Source organism: Dolichospermum circinale AWQC310F (assembly GCF_000426925.1).
Lineage (GTDB): Bacteria > Cyanobacteriota > Cyanobacteriia > Cyanobacteriales > Nostocaceae > Dolichospermum > Dolichospermum circinale.
On sequence record NZ_KE384663.1, the window covers coordinates 95,949 to 117,435 of the forward strand.

Genomic DNA, 21,487 nt, shown 5'->3' on the forward strand with positions numbered 1-21,487 from the left:
TACCGTTTGCTGCTGTTCCTGTTAAAGTCAGGTTTTCAACATTGGTTAGGGTAGCAATGGTGTAAGTAACACTAGATTGAATGGTATCTGTACCTGCGTTAGCACTTTCGGTAATGGTGTCAGTGGTGCTATCAACAATGTAGATATCGTTGCCTAAACCACCAATTAAGGTATCTGTACCTGCGTTAGCACTTTCGGTAATGGTGTCAGTGGTGCTATCAACAATGTAGATATCGTTGCCTAAACCACCAATTAAGGTATCTGTACCTGCACCACCGTCAAGGGTATCATTCCCTTCACCACCATCAAGGGTATCATTACCTGCCAAGCCGAAAATCTGATCATTTCCAGCATATCCATACAGAAGATCATTTCCAGTAGCACCGTATAGAGTGTCATTTCCGGCAGTACCCTCAAGAGATGGGTCAAAGAACAACGAATAACCAACCGCTGCTTGACCACTTGGTTGACTGATTTTTAGCTGATAGTTTTGCCCTTCTTCAGCAGAATACTGGATTTTTAGTTCACCTGTACCACTTTGAGAGGCGATTGCTGTTGAATTTCCCACCCGGAAAAGCTCGGCTGTGACAGTTGAACTACCAGCAATGCTAACAATAACTTGTCCAGGTTTTGCAGTGAGACTTCTGGCACTAGCAAAATTAAAGAAATCTGGGTTTGTGGCATCAATCCTCAGTCCAGGGACCTGTAAATCACTTAAAATCACTCCCAAATCTTCCGACTTACCAGAGCGATTATTAGCCCCCACCCAGTCATTGCCATTAGTAACTGTTCCCGGTGCGTCTATACTCAAAGAGTAATCAGGGACAACTGTTGTGCCATTGCCTGTAACTTTAATTAAGTATTCTCCAGCAGCCAACCCTGTTAAAGAGACAATTTCTTGTCCCGAACCGGTATTAGAGGTAAGTTGCTGTTGTTGACCATTGGCATTAGTGTAACGGAGTAACAGAGATAGACTTTGTCCATTTATTGTACTATAGTTGACTTTAACGCGATCGCCAGTTGCTCCAGTTTGGTTAATAGTAAAACGGAACCAGTCTTGATCAGCAGCTTGATGAATATTCAAACGATTAAAAGTATTACCGTCACCAATCAAGGTCTGTAAATTATAAGCGGTGGCTGCTAAATCATTCGACTCTGACCAGTCTAAAGACCAGTCTGGAGAAGAACTACTACGGCCACTAGTCCGGGTGGTAAAGCTTTGGAGGTAATCTTTCCAACCAGTAGCCGTAAAGAAAGACTGATAACCGTTTAGATAACTACTGTCGAGGCTTGAGCCAGGTGCAGGAAGATAAATTGACAGTCCTTGGGTATTGAACTGATCAGTTGTATCAGCAATCACTAAATTATTCAATGCGGTGATTACCAGTTGGGCATTAGTGCGAATAACTTGGGTAATACCACTATTATTAGCGATCGCTCCCATATACTGCCCTAAATCCCGGAAATCTTCATCAGCAAACCCGTGAGCAGAATTACGGGCTGCTTGCAACTTAGTCCAATCACTAGCTGTGGCACTAGTGCTGACACTGGTTGTAAAGTTCCTTAGTGCCGTTGTGAAAGCATTAAATTGAGTTGTGTCAGTAGCTGAAAGCGTATCCCATCCACCTCCACTTCCCTGATATTGATTTTGAAAACTCGTAACCAGTCCCGAAGCCAGAGATTGAGCAGTGACTTGACTGGGATTAGTCAATAAAGCATTAAAAGCAGTAGTGTAATCATAGCCATCTCCACCCACAACTTCCTCAGAAGCAACAAAGACCCTAGCGAAATCCTTCAAAGCGAAGCCAACTTCCGCCATCGCCATCAAACAAGCATCAAAAGCCAGCACACTAATATTAATACCCGCTGACTTGAGAGTATTCAAAGCTGTAGCTAACTCATTAGTAGTCAGGTTATCACTAGTCGTACCATCAGAGTCATCATAGTTAAAACCATAGACCCCACCACCATGGTCCCACATCACCAAAGCGTAATTATTAGCAGGAGCGTTAGTTGTTGCCCATTGTACAAAATTGACTAAAGTATTTGGATTACCCGTATTTTGTTCACCAATGCGCTCAAAAGGAGTAACAACCGTATTTGTGTTAGTATCCGGTCGAATAATCGCCCGACCCGTATCACCCCAAGCCGCACTTCCACCAGTAGCATAAGTTGTTCTTTGAGAACTTTGATCCCAAAGAGCCGCAAAATTAACGGTACTAGGTAAACGAGAAGCAGCCACCTCCATTTCGTTAATATCTTGAAAGGCAAAGTAGTCTAGATTACTTGCCGTTATGTAGGCCATTACCGTCCAATCATTGCGGTTATTGGGTTGGTTGCCTTGGGTTGGGGCATCAATATTCAGTTGATAGGAATTGGTGGCAGTACCATTACCATAGACATGGGCATAGTAAGTACCCGCAGCTAGTCCATTCAGGGAAAGGCTTTCATTATTGGTAGTCCCTACAGAACTGCTAACCAGGACTTGACTACCGTTTTGTTCTCGATACAGTTTTAGCTGTAAGTCACCAAGGCTATTCTCAAATTGCAGACTCAGGGAATTAGAGTTTGTGCCTATTGCCGTTGTGGTAAATTTGAAATAATCTACATCGTTGCTATGGATGGTAGCAGCAATATTAGTAACTCCATCTACCAAGTTTAAATTAGTTGCCGTGGCAAAACTATTATTGGGTTCGAGGTTATCAGGAGCAACGGAGGTGTCCGGGGCAATTACAGAAAGATTGTATTGGGGGTTGAGCGCACCATTGTAACCATAAACCTTGACTGTGTAGGTTCCAGCAGCTAAACCATTGAGACTAATTTCTTCAAAGTCTCCTGTACTATCAGACTTGCCAATTTCTTGACCGCTTTGATTGTACAGAACCAGGTCTATATCACCCTGGTCGTGGCTAAAATCAATGCGAACTTTGTTGGCTGCTTGTCCTGTCCGTAATGTTGTAAATTTAAACCAATCCTGATCTGTGTCTGTATGGATAGACAAGTTATTGAGAGTACGAGTACCATCCACAGTTCGTAAATCGTAAGCTGTGCTACTGGTGTTATTCGCTTCTGCAAAGTCCCCTTGATTGATTGTAGCAGTATTCAGTGTGAGGGCATAAAGGGGATTAGTGGCGCCATCGACTCCACTAATGCGAACATAATAACTGCCCGCTGTTAAACCTGCTAAACTAATTTGCTCATTATCACCACTATTATTAGAACTATTCACTAAATAGCTTTGATATTGACTAGCAGGGGTATTAGTCGCAAAAGCCTCAAACAGTTCTAATTGTAAATCCCCTAGATTGTTGTCAAAGCTAATAGCAACAAATTGATCCTCTTGTCCGCTACTGCTAAGTTCAAACTTAAACCAGTCTGTATCAGTAGATGTGTGAATAGACAGATTTTCTAGTGGGTTATCGATCCGGTTGTTAGTTACAGTTCGAACAGGAGAACTACTTCCAACAGCGGGATTATAACCATTGCTATAAGGATTGTCACGACCTGTGTAAACATTGCCGTTTGGGGAGTTGGAACTAACAACGCCGTTATTACCAGCATTTCTCCTTACCCTATTCCGTAAATTGTATGCTGCTGCTGGGGAATCATTAGGCTCTAAAGCATCTGCTCGTAAAGCAGCAGGACCATCAACCACTAAACTATAATTAGGATTGGTTGCTCCACCAACTCCCGACACTTTAACGTAATAAGTTCCTATTCCCTTACCCGCTAAAGAAATTTCTTCAAAATTACAACTCGTGTTAGCATTATAAGGCTGACCATTCGGACCGATCAATTGTAAGGCCAGATTGCCTACAGCGTTTTCAAAATTAATTCGTACCGATTGACCCAGGACAGGAGCAGTTGTTAAATTGAACTTAAACCAATCTACATCTGTACTAGTATGAATGGATAGATCCTCTTGAGTAACTATACCATCAATGGTCCTTAAATCATAAGCAGTTGCTTGGGTATTATTGGGTGTGTTTGTATCAATAACATCAGCAACGGCGGTTTCTGGAGCATCAATAATTAAGCGATAACTGGGATTAACAGTTGCACTAGTTGCCCCAAATACCTTGACATAGTAAGTTCCCTGGGCTAGGTTTTCTAGGGAAACTTGCTCACGGTTGGCATTAGAGTTTGATGTATATTGTTGACCATTGGCACCAATAACCAATAAACTTAAATCACCCAAACTATTGTCAAATTCAACAGTAACTGCATCCCCAGCTTTACCCTGACCAATAGTAGTGAACTTAAACCAGTCCTGATCTCCGGCTACATGAATTGAGTAATTTTCAGCAATGAATTGTCCCTGTATTTCCCGCAAATCATAAGCAGTGGCTTGAGTATTATTAGCTTCTGTTGCATCACCCGCTGGTTCATTACTATCAGGTGCGGCGATTGTTAAATTGTATGTTGGGTTAGTCGCACCGTTGTAACCAAATATCTTGAGCAAATATGTCCCGACCGCTAAACCGTTGAGTTCAACCAATTCATAATCGTTAACTGAGTCAGAATTACGCAACCGGGTTGTTCCCGTTGCGTCATATAATTCCAAGTCAAGATCCCCTAAGTCATGACTAAAAATAATTCCCACATTATTTTCTGCCGTACCAGCACGGGTAATCGTAAACTTGAACCAATCCTGATCACCTGTGGTAATTGATAGAGGTTGAGAATTAATATCAGAAGATAGCCACAAACCGTTAATAGTTCGCAAATCTTTGGCCGTTGCAGCGGTATTATTCGTTTCTGCCCAATCTCCCGTCACCCCTTGAGGTGGGTTGATAAATAGACTATAATCAGCATTAACAGCGCCATTATAACCATACACTTGCAGATAATAACTGCCAGCAGTTAGTCCCTTCAGGGAAATTGTTTCTTGATTATCTACCCCTGTAGAACTATTGAGGAAATTGCCATTACTATCATACAGCCCAATATCCAGATCCCCTTGAATATGCGTGAAGTCAATGCCCACAGAATTGGTTTCGTTACCTGCGGTTGCTAGAGTAAATTTAAACCAGTCAACATCACTGGTAGTATGAATTGAGAGATTACCACGATTAAAAGCACTGGTTAGGGTTCCTAAATCTGTTGCTTGTGCTTGGGTATTATTAGATTCTGCACTGTCTCCAGAGGGGTTTAACGCAGTCCAAGGTGCGTTAACAAAAAGAGAGTATTCCGGGTTTGTAGCATTGTTATAGCCAAAAACTCGCAGATAATAGTCCCCAGCCACTAAACCATCAAGACTAATTTCTTCGCTGTTGCTGACACCATTAGAGTAGTCTAGTTGAGTTCCCGTAGCGTTATATAGTTCAAAATCTATATCACCCTGATTATGCTCAAACTCAATTTTGGCATAGTGAGTATAATCTCCCGCACCGGCAATCGTGAATTTATACCAGTCTTCGTCTCCAGTTGTATAAATAGATAAAGGACGAGCGGGATTATCTAATGCTAATATCTGTTCTCCAGCCTGTAATAGCGCATTCAAGTTCGTAGCGGTTGCACGGGTATTATTTGGCTCAAAGGTATCAATAATTGTGGCGGGAGGAGCATTGATAGTTAAAGTATAATCTGGATTAACAGCACTATTGTAACCATAGATTTTAACCCTGTAAGTACCAGCAGCCAAACCATCGAGACTGATTTCTTCAGCATTATTAATGCCTGTCGAACTACCTACTTCATTGCCATTGAGGTCATAAAGTTTGAGGTCTACATCCCCTAGAGAATGAGTAAATTCAATCCGCACATAATCACTTTCCGTTCCTGCATTAGCTATGGTGAATTGAAACCAATCTTGATCACTGGAAGTATGAATAGAAAGATTGTCAATTACCCTTAACCCGGTGATTTGTCCTAAATTAGTGGCTGTAGTATTGCTATTATTTACTTCGTAAGCATCCCCACCAGGAGCATTGATAGTTAAGGAATAGTTGGGATTAGTTGCATTATTGTAACCATAGACCTGAACAAAATAGTCACCAGCAGCAAGTCCCTGTAAACTAATTTCTTCCTCATCTCCAACCCCGGTTGAACTAGCTACCTCAACATTGCTGGCATTATAGAGTTTGACATCTACATCACCAAGGCTATGAGTAAAAGCTATTTTCAGGAAATTTCCCTCACTACCTGTAGTCCCTAACCGGAATTTAAACCAGTCTTGATCACCAGAAGTTATTGAAAGGTTTTCCCACTCACGAATACCGCTAATTAAACCAAAGTCTTTAGCGGTTAGTTGAGTGTTATTCGGTTCAAATTGATCGCCTGTAATTGTTGCTGTTGGTAGACTCGTTTGTAAACTATAGGTATTGGTTGCGCCATTATAACCATAAACCTGAACGAAGTAATTACCCGCAGCCAGTCCAGCTAAAGAAATTAACTCTTCATTACCTGTACCTGTTGAGCCGGTAATGTAAGTTCCATCTGCTTGATAGAGTTTTAGGTCTATGTCTCCTGAACTGCCAGGAAAGTTAATTTTGACGTAGTTGCTGCTCGTTCCGGTGGCCAGCAAAGTAATCTTAAACCAATCTTCATCGGTGCTACTGTTAATGGTGAGATTACTCCAAGATTGACTTACAGAGCCTAGTGAAGCAGCGGCGCTTTGAGTGTTATTCGGCTCAAATTGATCGACTAATAGTCTGAAGTTATACAAAGTATTGCTCATAAATCAGTTATTTTTGAGTAGGTAATTGTATTTACGTTTCTAGTTTAGATAATAACTGCTGATTTAATTTTCGTAAATATACAGAAGTGTTAATTTTTGTATCAGAATTTTATTGCCAAAATTCTGAACTATTCTATTTTCCGGAGATATTAGGCACAATCGTATAGAGTGGGAAAACGGATAAAAAACAACCTATTGACGAGAAAACCAGAAGATATTACCCATCTTTGCTGTTTTCTGAAAATGGCAAATGGCACATTAGATCACACTCTATTAACCATTGAGCAGTACAACGAGGATAACTATTTGGATCACAAGTCCACACTAGTTTTTGGTGACAGTTTTCACCCTTCTGATTAACTAAGTTTTCACTCTCCTGGTTATTGATATTAGTCGAGGACATAATTTAAACTCCTCTTATTTCTTTTTTAATTGAATTTTAACTATTTTATATAGCAACTTATGGGGAAATTAGTAAATAATTCAGGTAGATATTGTAATATTTATTTACATCATATCCCATTTTACACATATATGATTAAGCAGAAAACTAAAAGATGATTCTAGTCAACATTCGGTACTTGAAAAAATAGTATGAATAACAAGGAATTAAAAATATAGGTTTGAAAAATTAATTAAGCATTATAAGACATTATAAGATAAATTATGACCGTCAAAATTCCAGTTTTTCCTAATAAAAAATCTAGTTAAATAACAATGTTTAATTTTTATTTTTCAACTATTTAGAAAATAAAATACTACAGAATAGACATCTCCAATAAAGATTGTAGAGACTTTTCATGGAAAGTCTCTACAAGGGTTATAAGTTTAATTTTGGAGATGTCTAATAGACATCTAGATGAAAAGAATGTAGAGATATTTAATATTTTCAGAACTCGTCTTTTACTAAACTTTGAAACTTATTTAAGTTTAAGAAAAGTAGAGGGAAAATAAAAAAGAGAGATATTTCTCAATGATTAATCACCAATGATCAATGACTAATGACAAGATCACACCAGGATTTAACGCAGGCACAATATTCTAGATTGTAGTGAGAACTAAAGTTTCTCTATTTGAGAGATTACGGAAATAAGATCAGGGCTAAAGCTCTGACTACAAACAAATGATATGATAATTTTTTGCGACACTTGCGTAAGTCCTATACACTAGTAAAATATCAGGAAATTATTGACAAATGGTTTTTTTTAATCAAGACAAACAAGTAGAAAATCTCGGTAATCAAATATTAGAAGCAACTTGGGCAAAATTTTCGACTTTAGCACCTAACCAAATTGCGCTGACTTGGGTTGTATATGATCCTCCTGCACCTGTTAATACAGGTGGTGCGCTGACTCCCAATGCTTTCTGGGAACACCCAGTCCGGGGATTTAGCTATCGTGGAGGAGAACGTATTTATCCTGCTAGTGTGGTAAAATTATTCTACCTGGTAGCGGTGCAAGAATGGCTAGAAAAAGGCATGAGTCAAACAACGGACGAACTGAACCGAGCTTTGACAGATATGATAGTAGATTCTAGTAATGATGCTACTAGCTTAATTGTTGATATTCTCAGTGGTACTACTTCCGGTCCTGTGTTAACCCCTGGTCCTTTTGAAACCTGGAAATATCAGCGTCAGATTGTTAACCGCTATTATCAGTCCTTGGGTTGGGAGGAAATAAATGCAATTAATGTCTGTCAAAAAACCTGGGGTGATGGTCCCTATGGACGGGAAAGGGCGTTTTATGGGGAAATGTTTGAAAACCGCAATATGCTAACAACGGATGCCACTGCTAGATTATTACATAGTATCGTGGGTGGGGTGGCAGTGTCTAGTGGGCGATCGCAAGGGATGATGAAGTTACTTAAACGCAGTCTTCATGCTGATGAATTACCCCAAAATGTTGAAGAAGATCAGGTTACAGGCTTCTTAGGCGGTGGATTACCGGAAAATGGTCAAATCTGGTCAAAAGCAGGTTGGACAAGCACTGTGCGTCACGATGCGGCTTATATTGAATTACCAAATCAACGTCCTTATCTGTTAGTGGTATTTACGGAAGGGAAGGAACAAGGAAAAAGTCGGGAAATCTTGCCTTTTGTTTCTGGGAAAATTGCGGAAGCAGTTAGTAAATTATAACCAGGAATTAACTCTAGAACAACACAGATAAATTTTTTCATTGGTGGATTAGGAAATGCTATAATGATTCCTGAATGATTTTTAGTTGCTCCTAATTCCCCATACTTAAAGCTGCTACAGCTACAATTAGCTAAAGTGTCAAATTCTCTACCATTACGTGATCAATATCTGACTTTAATTGATGACATTATCCAAACCACTCTCAAGGGTAAGATTAGCTCTGTAGAGCAGGTTTATCAAATGTTACTCAAGGGTATTACTTCTGGAACTGGGGAAGTATTTGAGTTAGTTTTGAGCGATCGCCTCAGTATTATACAATCTCAAGTAGATTCGGAAACGGATGAACTGAAAAAAGCCAAGGCTACCCGAAGTTTACGCGCTGCTAAAACGATTCAAACTCAATGGCAACGGTGGCAAGAACAAAATAAAGCCACTGAAGCGATATCCTTATCTATGCGGGAAATTACCACAGCCACCGCAGATGAGAGATTAACAGCTTTATTACGAGCCATTGATCCTAATCAAAAGTATCCATTAAATTTATCCCAACTGCAACAGTTAGCCAAGTCTTTACAACAGTTTGCAACTGCTAATGAAGATTTTGGGCAAATTGCTGAAGGTATTACTCATGGTATAGCCTCTTGGCAAAGAATACAAGCAAATTTACTGAATTGGATGTATGAACAACAGAATACTTTAGGATTTGGGGGTTTACCCGGAGAAAATAGTCCTTGGGCTAGTTGGGCTAAAGTAGTCAATAGCGAAATTCCCCAAGTATTTTTTCGGACTTTAGCAGTAGAACAATCAGCGCTAGAATTTGCCCAAAAACAACAGGGAATTAGTTTAAGTAATTGGGTAGAATTAACAATAGTTTTACAGTTTTTACAAAGAGGTTTAATTACTTGGTTTGATTCCTACGGAGCGCTTCGCTATCAACAAGCCTATGATATTCAAGCCGGACCAAAATTATCTATTTCCACATTTTTAACCTTTGCAGTAATTTGGAGTCAATTAGCAAATGGTTTTGAAAATCAAGCAGTAAAATATAGTAATGCTGCTTCTCAAATCATGCTACAAATTTTGCGAAATTTTGCCCAATGCCCTTATTTTCCCCTATATGGAGGGATTTTTGCCTCATTTTCTGGTAGTTATTTACGTGATGCTTTAGATTATTTAGATGCTCCCTTGCGTTCGGCCGCAGGTACTCAAGAAAAAGCTCGGATTTTGACCTTATTGGGTTATTCCCAACGCGCTTTAGGCAGATATGATCGTTCTCTCAATTTTCATCAACAAGCTTTAGAAATAGCTAGAAATGCGGGTGATAAAACCTGTGAAATTGCTAATCTTAATCACCTCAGTCGCACCTATGTGCAACAACAAAATTATAGCGAAGCCATTAATTATAGTCAACGGGCATTAATTTATAGCAGACAAACAGGAGACAAAACCGGGGAAGCTAACGCTTTAGTCAACTTAGGTTATAGCGAAGTCATGCAAGCCAAAGAAACAGAAATTAGTGAACCAGAAGTTTATGAAACTGCAATTAACTATTTAGGACAAGGGTTAAAACTGTCCGAAAAATTAGGTGATTTACAAAGTCAAGCTTTATGTTTTAGTAGTTTAGGTATTGCTTATTTAATTACCGCACAATACCCAACAGCAATTAAATATTTAGAAAATGCCTTGAAAACTGCTCAAATTGCCGGTGATTTGTATTTACAAGGCAGAAATTTAGCATATTTAGCCGAGGCTAATTATCATCTTGCTAATTATGAAAAAGCAGTTTACAATGGTAGTTTAGGAATGTATCTTTTAGAGCAAATTGCATCTCAAGAATGGCAAAAACCAGCTAGTTTACTAAATATTATTAGAGGACAAATTGGGATAGATAAATTCCAATTACTGCTACAACAAAATCGCCAAAAAATGATCGCCATTATTGGTATTGACGGCTATGATTATATTCTCCCATTGCTGGTAAAATATTAAGAAGATATGTAATTGAAATGTGTATCTAAATGATAAAAAATCAAAGAGTCATCCTATATACCTAGAAAAGTGGAAATGATTCCCTCATAAACAATTCATGACTCCAGTTATGCCTGATTAAAAGCTACTTATCTCTATGTCTCTAATTCAAAAAGGAATACCACTCACTGCTCTTGCGCCAATGCAAGACGTGACAAATCTCTGGTTTATGAAAGTCGTCGCCCATTACGGTAGTCCTGATTACTATTTTACCGAGTATTTTCGCGTAAATGATACCTCACGGCTGAACCCTAAAATTTTGGCAGCAATTACGGAAAATGATACAGGTCGCCCAGTTTTTGCACAAATGATTGGGGAAAGTGTTCCCGACTTAGCAAGAACAGCAAAAGAACTCTGTAAATATAATACTGCGGGAATAGACTTAAATATGGGCTGTCCAGCACCCAGAATCTATCGTAAAAACGTAGGAGGTGGATTACTACGAGAACCAGAAAAAATAGAGCGGATTTTAGCAGAACTGCGGTGTGTTGTGAATGACCGCCCTTTAACCGTTAAAATGCGCGTAGGCTTTGAAAATACAGATAACTTTTATAAAATACTCGATATAATTGCCCGTCAAAACATTGATTTATTGAGTCTACACGGTCGCACAGTCAAAGATATGTACCACGGGGTAGTAAAATATGATTTAATTGCCGAAGCTGTCAAACGGGTTGATTGTCCAGTGCTGGCTAATGGTAACATTAATTCAGCTACGACTGCTATGGAAGTGCTTTCTCAAACTGGTGCAGCAGGTGTCATGGTGGGACGTTGGGCTATCGGGAACCCCTGGCTGTTTGATCAAATTCGTCAGGCTTTAGCAGGACAACCTATTATACCTGTGTCTTTGGTGAAAGTACGTAATTATATAGACCGTTTGTGGCAAACTCCCACAGCGTCAACTATGCCAGAACGAGCGCGGGTCGGCTACCTAAAAATGTTTCTTAACTACATTGCTTTAAGTGTTGATACTGATGGTTGTTTCCTCAGCATGATGCGAGAAGCACAAACTGAGGTAGAATTACTTACTATCTGCGATCGCTTTCTCCTGGCTGAAACGAAAAATTTGGCTTTAATCCCATCATTAAGTGGGTAATTTTAGTTACTATTTAAATGAGGAGGTATTTTCTCATGGTGGGATAAATTATGTTTCGCGCCAAGTCGCAAAGTCGCAAAGTTGGAGATCTTGAATTTTCCCGATTAAAGGTAACTAAGTATATGGGCTGAGAAAATTTTCTGGGGTGTCTACTTATGTGCTTATACGTATTTAATTCTAATACAATTGTCATTAATAATAAGTAGTAAAATATAGCCTTTCCCAATCTAATCAAGTACAAACCAATTTATTCCCTATATTCCCTGTTCCCTATTCCCTGCCCTGACAGACAACTTATTCAGCAAGCCCTATTTAGGGATTATGCCTATTTAACTAAGATTAAATCTACTTTATATTGTGTATTCTTGAACAGCCCGGACAGGCAAGATGCCTGTCCCACAATGGTTTAATTATGGTTTAATTTAAGTATGGTCTGATTTACTCCATTACTTCATTCACAGGGAATCTATCAATTAACTGTATAGCCCTTTGAGCATTACGCCGCAATACATCTGGTAAATTAGGTACATGAGGAATCTGGGATAATAAATCCAGCGTTCGACGTAAAATTCGCACTACGTCTCCTTCGTCTAAAGTGGTTTTCTCACATAATACCTTCCACTCTACCCCCAGCGCCCACTGTTCCACAAGAGAAATCAAGCTAATAAAGCGAGTTTCCAAGCCCACTGGTAAGGCCACGCCATGACGATACTGGACTTTTAACACAGAACGGCGAATAGGTTGCAATGCTAACCAGGCTGTATCCGCTTCCGTGGATAGACTAAAGTCAACTTTAGTATCTGGACGCGGGCTTTCAGTCACTAAAGCCGCTACTACTGCTGCTAAGTTATGGGGACCAATATTGTCTAATTCTCCGCTGGCTAAGACTAAACCTAACCATAACTCATTTTCGCCACGAATGGCCGCCGCAATCTCTCCTAATTTTGTCGGTATTAAATTATTTAAACATTCAAATGACTGCAAAATTTCAATTAAACAAAGAAATTCCTCCCAGTATCTTTGGGATTGTAATGATATTTGCTCTTCTAAATGTTCAATTTCTGCCTCTAATTCGACACAACGCGCCCTATTTTTAAATATTTTGGCAATATTTCCTGATTTATAGATGGGATGATTTTCTAGCTGTTCTTGAACAGCGGTTAAGCGGCTAAGTTGTTCTCTTACTTCTGTTGGTAGATGATTAAATTCTTCGGGGTTAGGTATGCTTTGAGCAATAGTAATTGTGCTTTCATCACCACGTATAGAATGTCCTCTTTTTAAGCTCAATTCCGAAGGTGGGATAATATTATCTGGTACTTCTACTCGTGGCAGTTCTGCATACATATCTAATATATCTGCTGAAGTTGCTACATACCAACGATTATTTTGTCCCAAACAGACAAAGTAAGAGATTTCACTGATATTTACACCCTTATCAATTAATACTACTGTTATCGGTAAAGGTGACATGGAACTTCTGTCTTGAAGACTCAACATAGTCCCAGATATGGCAAAATCTAGCATCATTGCCAATTGGGCTTTTCTGTCCTCCTGTGCTTGTTCTTGCAAGGTTTTGAAAATTTGCCGTTCTACTTTCAATCTTTGACGCAATTTTTCATACATCATTAATTCATTTTCATCAATAGCTGCCAGTTGTCGTTGAATTTGGGCTAATTCGTCCTTAAATTGCCCTAATTCTTCAAAATCTGGTTGTAGATGCAAATTAGACATATATTGTCCAAAACTGCGTTCTATCAGTTCTCTGGCTTTTTCTATGGTATGAGTTTGTAAGAGGTTTAACACCATGCCATAGCTGGGTGTAAACTGACTCACAAGGGGGTCTGCTTTAGATGTAGCTAAATAAGACGCTTCCTTAGCTCCTTCAAAGGGAGTTTGTAATGTCACTACATAACCCTGTAAATCCATGCCTCGACGACCGGCGCGGCCTGCCATTTGCAAAAATTCCGAAGCATTAAGTAAGCGGTGTCCGTTATCAGTCCGCTTAGACAAAGTAGAAATTACTGTAGTTCTTGCAGGCATATTAATTCCCGCAGCTAAGGTTTCCGTAGCGAATACCACTTTAATTAATCCCTGTTGAAACAGTTCTTCGACTAATACCTTCCAAGCTGGTAAAATGCCCGCATGATGAGCGGCAATTCCTCGGTATAATGGGGCAACTTGTCCAACCCTGGCTGCATCAGGGTTTCTACGTAAAAACTCATCAATTTGTTGACGTAAAATTTGAGACTCATTATTATTGACTAACCATAAATCACCAACTTCTTCAACCGCTTTATCACAGCCTCGACGACTGAAAATAAAGTAAATTGCCGGTAACATATCCCGTTCTTGTAGTTGGTTGAGGGTATAAATAATCCCCGGTGGTTCTGGTCTTCCAGCTTTACCTTTTTCCCAATATCCCTTTTTAGCTTTTTTTACCAAGCGGGGGTTAATTTTGGTATTAGTTTCATTTAATAACGGAAATAAGCCCTTGGGATTACAGAAGTTAAATTCTAGGGGAACGGGGCGAAAATCAGAGTAAATTAGGTCTGTTGGACCATGAACATGATTTAACCAACTGGTGAGTTGATCACTGTTGGCAACGGTAGCAGAAAGCGCTACAAGTTGGATAGAGCGAGGACAGTAAATAATGGATTCTTCCCATACTGTACCCCGTTGGCGATCGTTCATGTAGTGGCACTCATCTAGCACTACAGCCTCAACATCTGTTAAGGAGATGCCAATTTGACCTATGGGCGTGCCATAGAGCATATTACGGAAAATTTCCGTAGTCATCACTAAAATTGGCGCGTCTCGATGAATAGAAGCGTCTCCTGTCAGGAGTCCAACTTGATCAGAGCCAAATTTTTCGCGGAAGTCCCGCAGTTTTTGATTAGATAACGCCTTGAGGGGAGTGGTGTAAAATACCCTTTTCCCGCGAGATAAGGCACGATAGATAGCGTATTCCCCAATTAAGGTCTTTCCCGAACCTGTGGGCGCACAGACCACTACTGAACGGTCAGCATTTAGGGAAGAAATCGCTTCCTTCTGAAATTGATCTAATTCAAAGGGGAAGATTGACTTGAGGTCAATGTCATTAGCAGGGGCAGAATAATTCACTCAATCATAATTTACAAGCAGACTATCTATTATCATAACGCGATTAGTGGTTGGCTATGTTAGTCAGAAAAGCCGAGTTGTGGAGGTATGGCTGAGGGGATGTTTGAAAACCGACATTCCGCACTTGATCATCTAGTATAAGCCTTTTCCAGAATTATTCTTAAATAATGGTTAAACAATTAAGTATTTAAACTGAAAATATTCAATAAAATATGTTTTGTTAAAAACGATAAGAAATTAAATTAAGGAAATATTCGCATATTGCAAAATTACGGTGATTTTTAGGTAAATAAACCATATTTTATGGTCTCACGCAAAGGCGCAGAGTCGCAAAGGAAGAAAGAAATATCAAAACAAAAGTGTGGTATGAGTAGGGCTGGCTGATAGCGTAGCGTGGCGTTAGCCATATAAAGCTAAAACTATTTATTAATAAGGGTTTCGCGGATTTTTACCGCAAAAAAGTGCCAGGTTTTGGCTAATGGTGTCTCAAAATAGGTGCATTTTTCTTTGTCGGATTTGGAAAATTGAGGATATCTAGCAGTTAAAACCGTTCCCTGTTCCCTGTTCCCTGTTCCCTGCTTTCACAGATAACTTTTTCAGCAAGCCCTAAGTACATTGAAATTGCTGTAAGTAAGGAATATGGGATAAAAGTAAAAGTTTTGCTCTTGCTTCTGCTAAATTTTCGAGAATGAAAACCCCCTGATTAGGGCTAAAGCCCTGACTACAAAGAACTGTGATATCACAAAGCTCTCAGGGGGTTATTTACGTTAATTTACTTTGCCTTCATGTCAGCTATAGCACCTCTAGTCATGGCAGCGATCGCTTTATCGGTGGCTTTTGGTAGGTGATAATATTTACCTCCAGCGGTTTTCGATAATTCCTTCGCAAAGCCAGTTGAATTTTATGCAGATAAATTGAGATATTTGTCAAGAATATTGAGAAAATAAATAATATTTGACTTTGCTGAAATAAAAAATACAATCACGATTATAATTATTTTAGTTATTTAACATACATCACCAAGATTCACTACTGTTAATTTATTAGAAATAGCGGAATTATTGGTAAATATTTTGGATTTTAAAGATTAATAATTGATATCTATAGTTGCTAATAAATTTAGAAATTTTCTCTTTTCGTTTTTTATGATTGTGAAAAGAACAAATTTTCAAATGAATTAGTTTTATGCCATCGGTAAATATTAAAATCTCTTCTATCAACAGTAAGAATACGCCCATTTTCTAGATGTTCAGCAAGTACAACTAGAGAAGCATCAGCTAAATCCATTGGTAAATTTGCGTAATTTTCCATTAATTGAATCATCCTTTCAACATGATACTTTTCGAGATCAAAAATCTCAAAAGCACCCAAACAAAAACTTTTCAAAAAATTGAATGAGGCTGTATCACTAGCAAATTGTGTTAACATATAACAAGTTTCAGTAACTACTGGATAAGTTGAAATCAGTGGTTCTGAAATACTATTAAACGCAATTTGTGCTTGAAAATGATAAGTATCTCTTTGGTTAAACAAAGCTAAAAAAGCACCAGTATCAACAATAATCATAATCGCTCTTTTTCTTGTTTATCCTGAAGATAGTTAGCCATTTTTGTTTTATAAGTAACAGATAGATCAGAATCACCATTAAAACATCCGACTAAACCAAGTTCTTTAAATATTGCTAATGGAGTTTTGTTATTAGTCTGAACTTGGTTATAGTATTTTTCAATAGCTTGTTTAATAGCTTCACTAAAATCTTGATTCGTTTGTTGCTGAATATACGCAAGTTTTTCAACACAGTCATCATCAAGTTGGATTTCCAATTGCATAAAATTACCTCTACTGGCAAAATTAACGGCTAACTATCTATAAATTTACGTTAGCATCTAATCAAATAAATTTCAAAAAATAGCTGCCCTCTATCATATTCTTCCAACTGCTCCAATTTCATTCAGTCGAAACATACAATGTACCGCATGAAGGTGTTTTTTTCGTAGTTATCCAATTTCTACTAAAAGCACAACTACGAACAATTAATTTTCCGTTAATTTACTTTGCCTTCATGTCAGCTATAGCACCTCTAGTCATGGCTGCGATCGCTTTATCGGTGGCTTTTGGTAAGTGATAATATTTACCTCCTGCTGTTTTCGATAATTCCTTAGCAAAACCCGTTGATACGAATTTACTTTCCGTATCAATGACTAACAATTGCATTCCCGAAGCCCTAATTCTGGCCGCAATGTCTAATAATTCGGCTTTGATATCTGGTTTTTCTCCTGGTTCCATGGGTTCACCTAAAGAACGAGCTAAGGTAATATTACCGCGTCCATCAGTAATTGCCACAATAACAACCTGGCCAATATCGCCACCCATTTGGGCATTTATCCCCACCCGCACAGCTTGAGTTAAACCATGTGCTAAAGGAGAACCGCCACCACAGGGTAATCTTTCTAACCTATTTTTAGCTAAAGCAATGGAACGGGTAGGAGGTAATAATACTTCTGCTTGTTCTCCTCTAAAGGGGATTAAAGATACTTGGTCACGATTTTGATAGGCTTCTGTTAAAAGCTGCATGACTGCACCCTTAGCAGATTGCATCCGATTTAAAGCCATTGAACCAGAAGCATCTACAACAAATACGACTAAAGCGCCGGCTTTTCTCACCAACCGCTTAGAACGAATATCTCCCTGTTCAACAATGACTTTTTTATCTGGCTGTCTAGCTCGGCGTGCTTTTTGATACGGGGCTGCGGCTCGCAATGTGGCATCTACGGCGATGCGTCTGGCTTTACCTTTGGGAATCATTGGCTTGATATACCGTCCCCGGTCGTCTGAGAAGATAATACTGCGACTTCCCGATTTACCTTGACGTTGTGCCATTTGAGTAAAATAAAGCACTTCTGGGTCAAGAATTACCCCTTCTGGGTCAAAAATAAACTCTTCGGGAATGTCTGGAGGTTCTTGCTGTTCTTGGTCTTCTTCTTTTTCCTCTTCCTGTTCCTCTTCCTGTTCTTCTTCTTGTTCCGACTCGTCTTGATTTTCTGGTGGTGGGGGTGGAGGTGGAGGTGGTTGCTGTTCGTCTGGTGGTGTTTGGATGATGGTGGTTCTGGGAACTATGACCAATTCCACCGCGCGACGTAAATCATCCGCTGTTACGGTATTACGTCCTTCTAAAGCTGCTGCGGCTTTGGCTACACGCACCGCAAATAGTTCTGCACGATGTCCTTCCACACCCCCGCGAATGGCTTCATTGACGAGGTAAGTAATTTGTTCTGGGGTAATGGTGACTTCTTTTAACCATTCCCGTGCCAGGATGATTTGGGTTTTCAGGGAGTCTATATCTTCGCTGTATTGTTGCAGAAATTCTGAAGGAGATTTGGAATAGGCGATCGCTTGTGCAACTGCCTGTACTCTTTGATCTATACCCAGAACTCCGTCTGCTGATAATGCGATCGCTATTCTATCAAGTAAATGTTCTCTTAATGCCCCTTCTTCTGGATTATAGGTGGCAATAAACAACGGTTTACAAGGATGTTGAAAACTGATTCCTTCCCGTTCAATTTGGTTACGTCCCTCGGATAATACTGATAATAGTTGGTTACTAATTTGGTCATCTAATAAATTGATTTCATCTACATACAGCACACCTCGATTAGCTGTAGCCAGTAACCCCGGTTGAAATATTGTATCACCCTGTTTAACCGACTGTTCCACATCCACAGAACCCAAAAGCCGGTCCTCTGTCACACCCAAAGGAATTTGCACAAAAGGTGCGGGAATAATTTCCGTTTCTATCTCCTGTCTTTGTTCAGCTAAGAGTTTATCATCCCATTCTTCTGGATGATTGGGGTCACAGTTGCTAACAGAAGCTTTCACAACTTCAATAGGTGGTAATAAAGCGTGAATGGCACGCGCCATTACAGATTTAGCAGTACCGCGACGACCTGCAATTACCACACCCCCCAAAACGGGGTCTACTGCTGTCAACAGCAAAGCTATTTTAATTGCTTCTTGGCCGACTACAGCGGCCAAGGGAAAAGCAGTCATTGTCGGGGTAAGAGTAGGCGATCGCATTGTTTCCTTAATAGTTATTATGATTCTAGGATAGCAATTCTTGGCACATTTTAGAATATACAGCACTTCCCGATGTTATGAGGTACAAGAACCCCACCCCCAACCCCCTCCAATATCAAAAGTTTATCCTTTTCTTCCCCCCGCTGCGGGGGGATTGAGGGGGGTGCGAGGAGGGGGCTTAAGATGTACCTCATAAGAGCGGAAACCCCTGTATGTAATGGCAATTCCTCAAGGAGCAAGATATATGACTAGGATTCAGGTTAAAAGTTTTACTCTGGAAGAATATCATCAACTCACTGAAATCGGCTTTTTCAAAGAAAATGATCACATTCAATTAATTAACGGAGAATTAATAGAAATGGTATCAAAAGGTAGAGCGCATGAAACTTGTTTACGTAATTTATTGCGGGAACTTCCTAAAATGATAGGAGACAGAGGAACTTTACAATCTCAAGCCCCTATTACTATACCACCCAAAAGCGAACCAGAACCAGATTTTGCAATCATCAAAAATCGTGATGATAATTATTTATCATCTCACCCTGAAGGGACTGATATCTTATTAGTCATAGAAGTTGCAGATTCTTCGATAGATTATGACCAAAAGGTGAAAATACCTCTGTATGCAAAAGCCGAAATTGCTGATTATTGGATATTTAATTTATTAGATAATTGCTTAGAATGTTACAGTGAACCATATCAAAATAAACCAGGTGAATTTGGTTATGCAAATAGGCGAATTTTCTTACCAAATCAAGCGATATCTCTACCTTGTTTTCCCGATTTATCGCTAGATTTAAGTAAAGTATTTCCTCTGCATTAGCTATCTGAATTTTTTGACAAATGATTCATAAATAACATATAATGAGCAATAGGTTCAGCACCACTGTCAAGTTAAAAATTTATTTACCTTGGGTAAAATGGAGCTACAGATATGGTACAACAACTCACACCAGAAACCAAATTAGAAATCATCTACCCCGATAGTGATGGAAATCCCATGGCTGATAATACAGAACATTATGAATGGATAGTTAAAATCAAAGAAAATTTAGAGCTATTATTTGCTTCAGAAAAAGATGTGTTTATCGCTGGTGATTTACTGTGGTATCCGGTGGAGGGAAGTGTAAAAACCCGTCAAGCACCTGATGTCATGGTTATTTTCGGTAGACCAAAAGGTAAACGCGGTTCTTATAAACAATGGGAAGAAAATAATATTCCTCCTCAAGTAGTCTTTGAAATTTTATCTCCAGGAAATCGCAGCCAAGAAATGGCTAAAAAACTGCTTTTTTATCAACGTCATGGTGTGGAAGAATATTATATTTATCATCCAGAAAAAATTGAGTTAACTGGATTTATTCTTCAAAAACAGTGGTTAGAAGATATTGAGGAAATTAATAATTGGGTAAGTCCGCGTTTAGGAATACGACTGGAAATAACATCAAGTAATTTAGAAATTTATTATCCTGATGGAAAAAAGTTTCTCACATTTCTAGAATTAAATCAACGTGCTGAACAAGAATATAAACGTGCTGAACAAGAATATAAACGTGCTGAACAAGAACGTCAAAATTATCAAGACCTATTAGCAAAATTAGAAGCTAAAGGTATTGATATTAATACTCTCTAAAATTCATATCCCTGACTTTTTAAAAAAGTTGGGGATATGAACTAATAGTAAGTAACCAAAAACCAAATTTTTTATTGTTGATTATTGGATATTTAATTTATTAGATAATTACTGAGAATGTTACAGTAAGTCATATCAAAATAAACCAGGTCAATCTGATTATAAAAATCAGTGAATTGTTTTACAAAATCAAGTGAGTATTTCCTAATTCAAATCCACAAAAGCTGATGATCAAGGATAAAATAAATAATAAAATTACGAACTAATGAACCACGAAGTAGCAAAGAAAACGAAGGAGAGGAGGTTGTAGAAATATTTTGCGTAAGTCCTAAAACATAAAAAACCTCACCTCCCTACCCAACTTCTCCCTCACCTTTTCCCCAGAGGAGAGGGAAAAGGATAGGACTTACGCAAGTGTCACACCAAAAATCTGTTGTAGGGTGCTTTACTACTGCATAAATCCTGCAAATAAACAGATTGTTGACATCTGACGCACCCTACCAATGTGCCATTTGCGTAAGTCCTGTGAATAACGGCTGCAATTCCAGAATGAGGTATTAATAAAATTCTGTGGTTATTGGCAATATGGCAACTTTTAAGTTATGATATTTTTGATTTTGAATTATGGAAATAGTTTTTATATCTTCCATTTATTTGACAGCGAACATTATGAAAAAATAGCAGCAATTATCAGAAGCAATTTTATTTCGCTATTGTGACAAACAT

The 21,487-nt window shown here is 38.8% G+C and carries 11 protein-coding genes; 5 read left to right on the forward strand and 6 right to left on the reverse strand.

The genetic code is table 11. The annotated features are described in order from the left end of the window. Both ACIR310F_RS21125 and ACIR310F_RS25060 read right to left on the reverse strand, forming a co-directional pair. On the reverse strand, positions 1 to 6,679 hold a 6,679-nt coding region (locus tag ACIR310F_RS21125), incomplete at its 3' end, for a pre-peptidase C-terminal domain-containing protein (protein ID WP_035367395.1). Positions 6,680 to 6,896: 217 nt separating this feature from the next. Then, complete coding sequence (locus ACIR310F_RS25060) at positions 6,897 to 7,082, reverse strand: hypothetical protein (RefSeq protein WP_155963558.1); 186 nt, start codon at positions 7,080 to 7,082, stop codon at positions 6,897 to 6,899. A gap of 792 nt (positions 7,083 to 7,874) precedes the next feature. On the opposite strand from ACIR310F_RS25060, the gene ACIR310F_RS0100905 reads away from it, so the two are divergent. From ACIR310F_RS0100905 to ACIR310F_RS0100915, 3 genes are all read left to right on the forward strand, one after another. Next, positions 7,875 to 8,813 carry a serine hydrolase gene (locus tag ACIR310F_RS0100905; protein ID WP_028082194.1) on the forward strand — a complete coding sequence of 313 codons (939 nt, stop codon included), beginning with the start codon at positions 7,875 to 7,877 and terminating at the stop codon, positions 8,811 to 8,813. Positions 8,814 to 8,948: 135 nt separating this feature from the next. Beyond that, positions 8,949 to 10,802: a tetratricopeptide repeat protein gene (locus ACIR310F_RS0100910; RefSeq protein WP_028082195.1), complete on the forward strand. Its 1,854-nt coding sequence runs from the start codon at positions 8,949 to 8,951 to the stop codon at positions 10,800 to 10,802. Between the two features lie 136 nt (positions 10,803 to 10,938). Next, on the forward strand, positions 10,939 to 11,937 hold the full coding sequence (locus ACIR310F_RS0100915) for a tRNA-dihydrouridine synthase family protein (protein ID WP_028082196.1): 999 nt from the start codon (positions 10,939 to 10,941) through the stop codon (positions 11,935 to 11,937). 438 nt (positions 11,938 to 12,375) lie between these two features. On the opposite strand, the gene ACIR310F_RS0100920 is transcribed toward ACIR310F_RS0100915, so the two are convergent. The 4 genes from ACIR310F_RS0100920 to bchD all read right to left on the reverse strand — a co-directional run bounded on the left by ACIR310F_RS0100920 (position 12,376) and on the right by bchD (position 19,131). Beyond that, complete coding sequence (locus ACIR310F_RS0100920) at positions 12,376 to 15,057, reverse strand: DEAD/DEAH box helicase (RefSeq protein WP_028082197.1); 2,682 nt, start codon at positions 15,055 to 15,057, stop codon at positions 12,376 to 12,378. A gap of 1,143 nt (positions 15,058 to 16,200) precedes the next feature. Further along, entirely contained in the window at positions 16,201 to 16,623 is a 423-nt protein-coding gene (locus tag ACIR310F_RS0100925) for a type II toxin-antitoxin system VapC family toxin (RefSeq protein ID WP_028082198.1), read from the reverse strand. Further along, on the reverse strand, positions 16,620 to 16,886 hold the full coding sequence (locus ACIR310F_RS0100930; protein ID WP_028082199.1) for a ribbon-helix-helix domain-containing protein: 267 nt from the start codon (positions 16,884 to 16,886) through the stop codon (positions 16,620 to 16,622). Before ACIR310F_RS0100930 ends, ACIR310F_RS0100925 begins: the two co-directional genes overlap by 4 nt. A 220-nt stretch (positions 16,887 to 17,106) precedes the next feature. Then, on the reverse strand, positions 17,107 to 19,131 hold the full coding sequence (gene bchD / locus ACIR310F_RS0100935; protein ID WP_028082200.1) for a magnesium chelatase ATPase subunit D: 2,025 nt from the start codon (positions 19,129 to 19,131) through the stop codon (positions 17,107 to 17,109). A 244-nt stretch (positions 19,132 to 19,375) separates the two neighbouring features. Here bchD and ACIR310F_RS0100940 point away from each other — a divergent pair, with 244 nt between their 5' ends. Both ACIR310F_RS0100940 and ACIR310F_RS0100945 read left to right on the forward strand, forming a co-directional pair. Further along, complete coding sequence (locus ACIR310F_RS0100940) at positions 19,376 to 19,954, forward strand: Uma2 family endonuclease (RefSeq protein WP_028082201.1); 579 nt, start codon at positions 19,376 to 19,378, stop codon at positions 19,952 to 19,954. Between the two features lie 111 nt (positions 19,955 to 20,065). Continuing rightward, positions 20,066 to 20,761, forward strand: coding sequence for a Uma2 family endonuclease (locus ACIR310F_RS0100945; RefSeq protein ID WP_028082202.1), 696 nt, complete (start codon positions 20,066 to 20,068; stop codon positions 20,759 to 20,761). Positions 20,762 to 21,487: the final 726 nt, after the last annotated feature.

Excerpts from the sequence above, each read along its gene's own strand:
- ACIR310F_RS0100925 (WP_028082198.1), bottom strand. The coding sequence starts at position 16,623 with ATGATTATTGTTGATACTGGTGCTTTTTTAGCTTTGTTTAACCAAAGA.
- ACIR310F_RS25060 (WP_155963558.1), bottom strand. The coding sequence starts at position 7,082 with ATGTCCTCGACTAATATCAATAACCAGGAGAGTGAAAACTTAGTTAAT.
- ACIR310F_RS0100915 (WP_028082196.1), top strand. The coding sequence starts at position 10,939 with ATGTCTCTAATTCAAAAAGGAATACCACTCACTGCTCTTGCGCCAATG.
- ACIR310F_RS0100905 (WP_028082194.1), top strand. The coding sequence starts at position 7,875 with ATGGTTTTTTTTAATCAAGACAAACAAGTAGAAAATCTCGGTAATCAA.
- ACIR310F_RS0100945 (WP_028082202.1), top strand. The coding sequence starts at position 20,066 with ATGGTACAACAACTCACACCAGAAACCAAATTAGAAATCATCTACCCC.
- bchD (WP_028082200.1), bottom strand. The coding sequence starts at position 19,131 with ATGCGATCGCCTACTCTTACCCCGACAATGACTGCTTTTCCCTTGGCC.
- ACIR310F_RS0100930 (WP_028082199.1), bottom strand. The coding sequence starts at position 16,886 with ATGCAATTGGAAATCCAACTTGATGATGACTGTGTTGAAAAACTTGCG.
- ACIR310F_RS0100940 (WP_028082201.1), top strand. The coding sequence starts at position 19,376 with ATGACTAGGATTCAGGTTAAAAGTTTTACTCTGGAAGAATATCATCAA.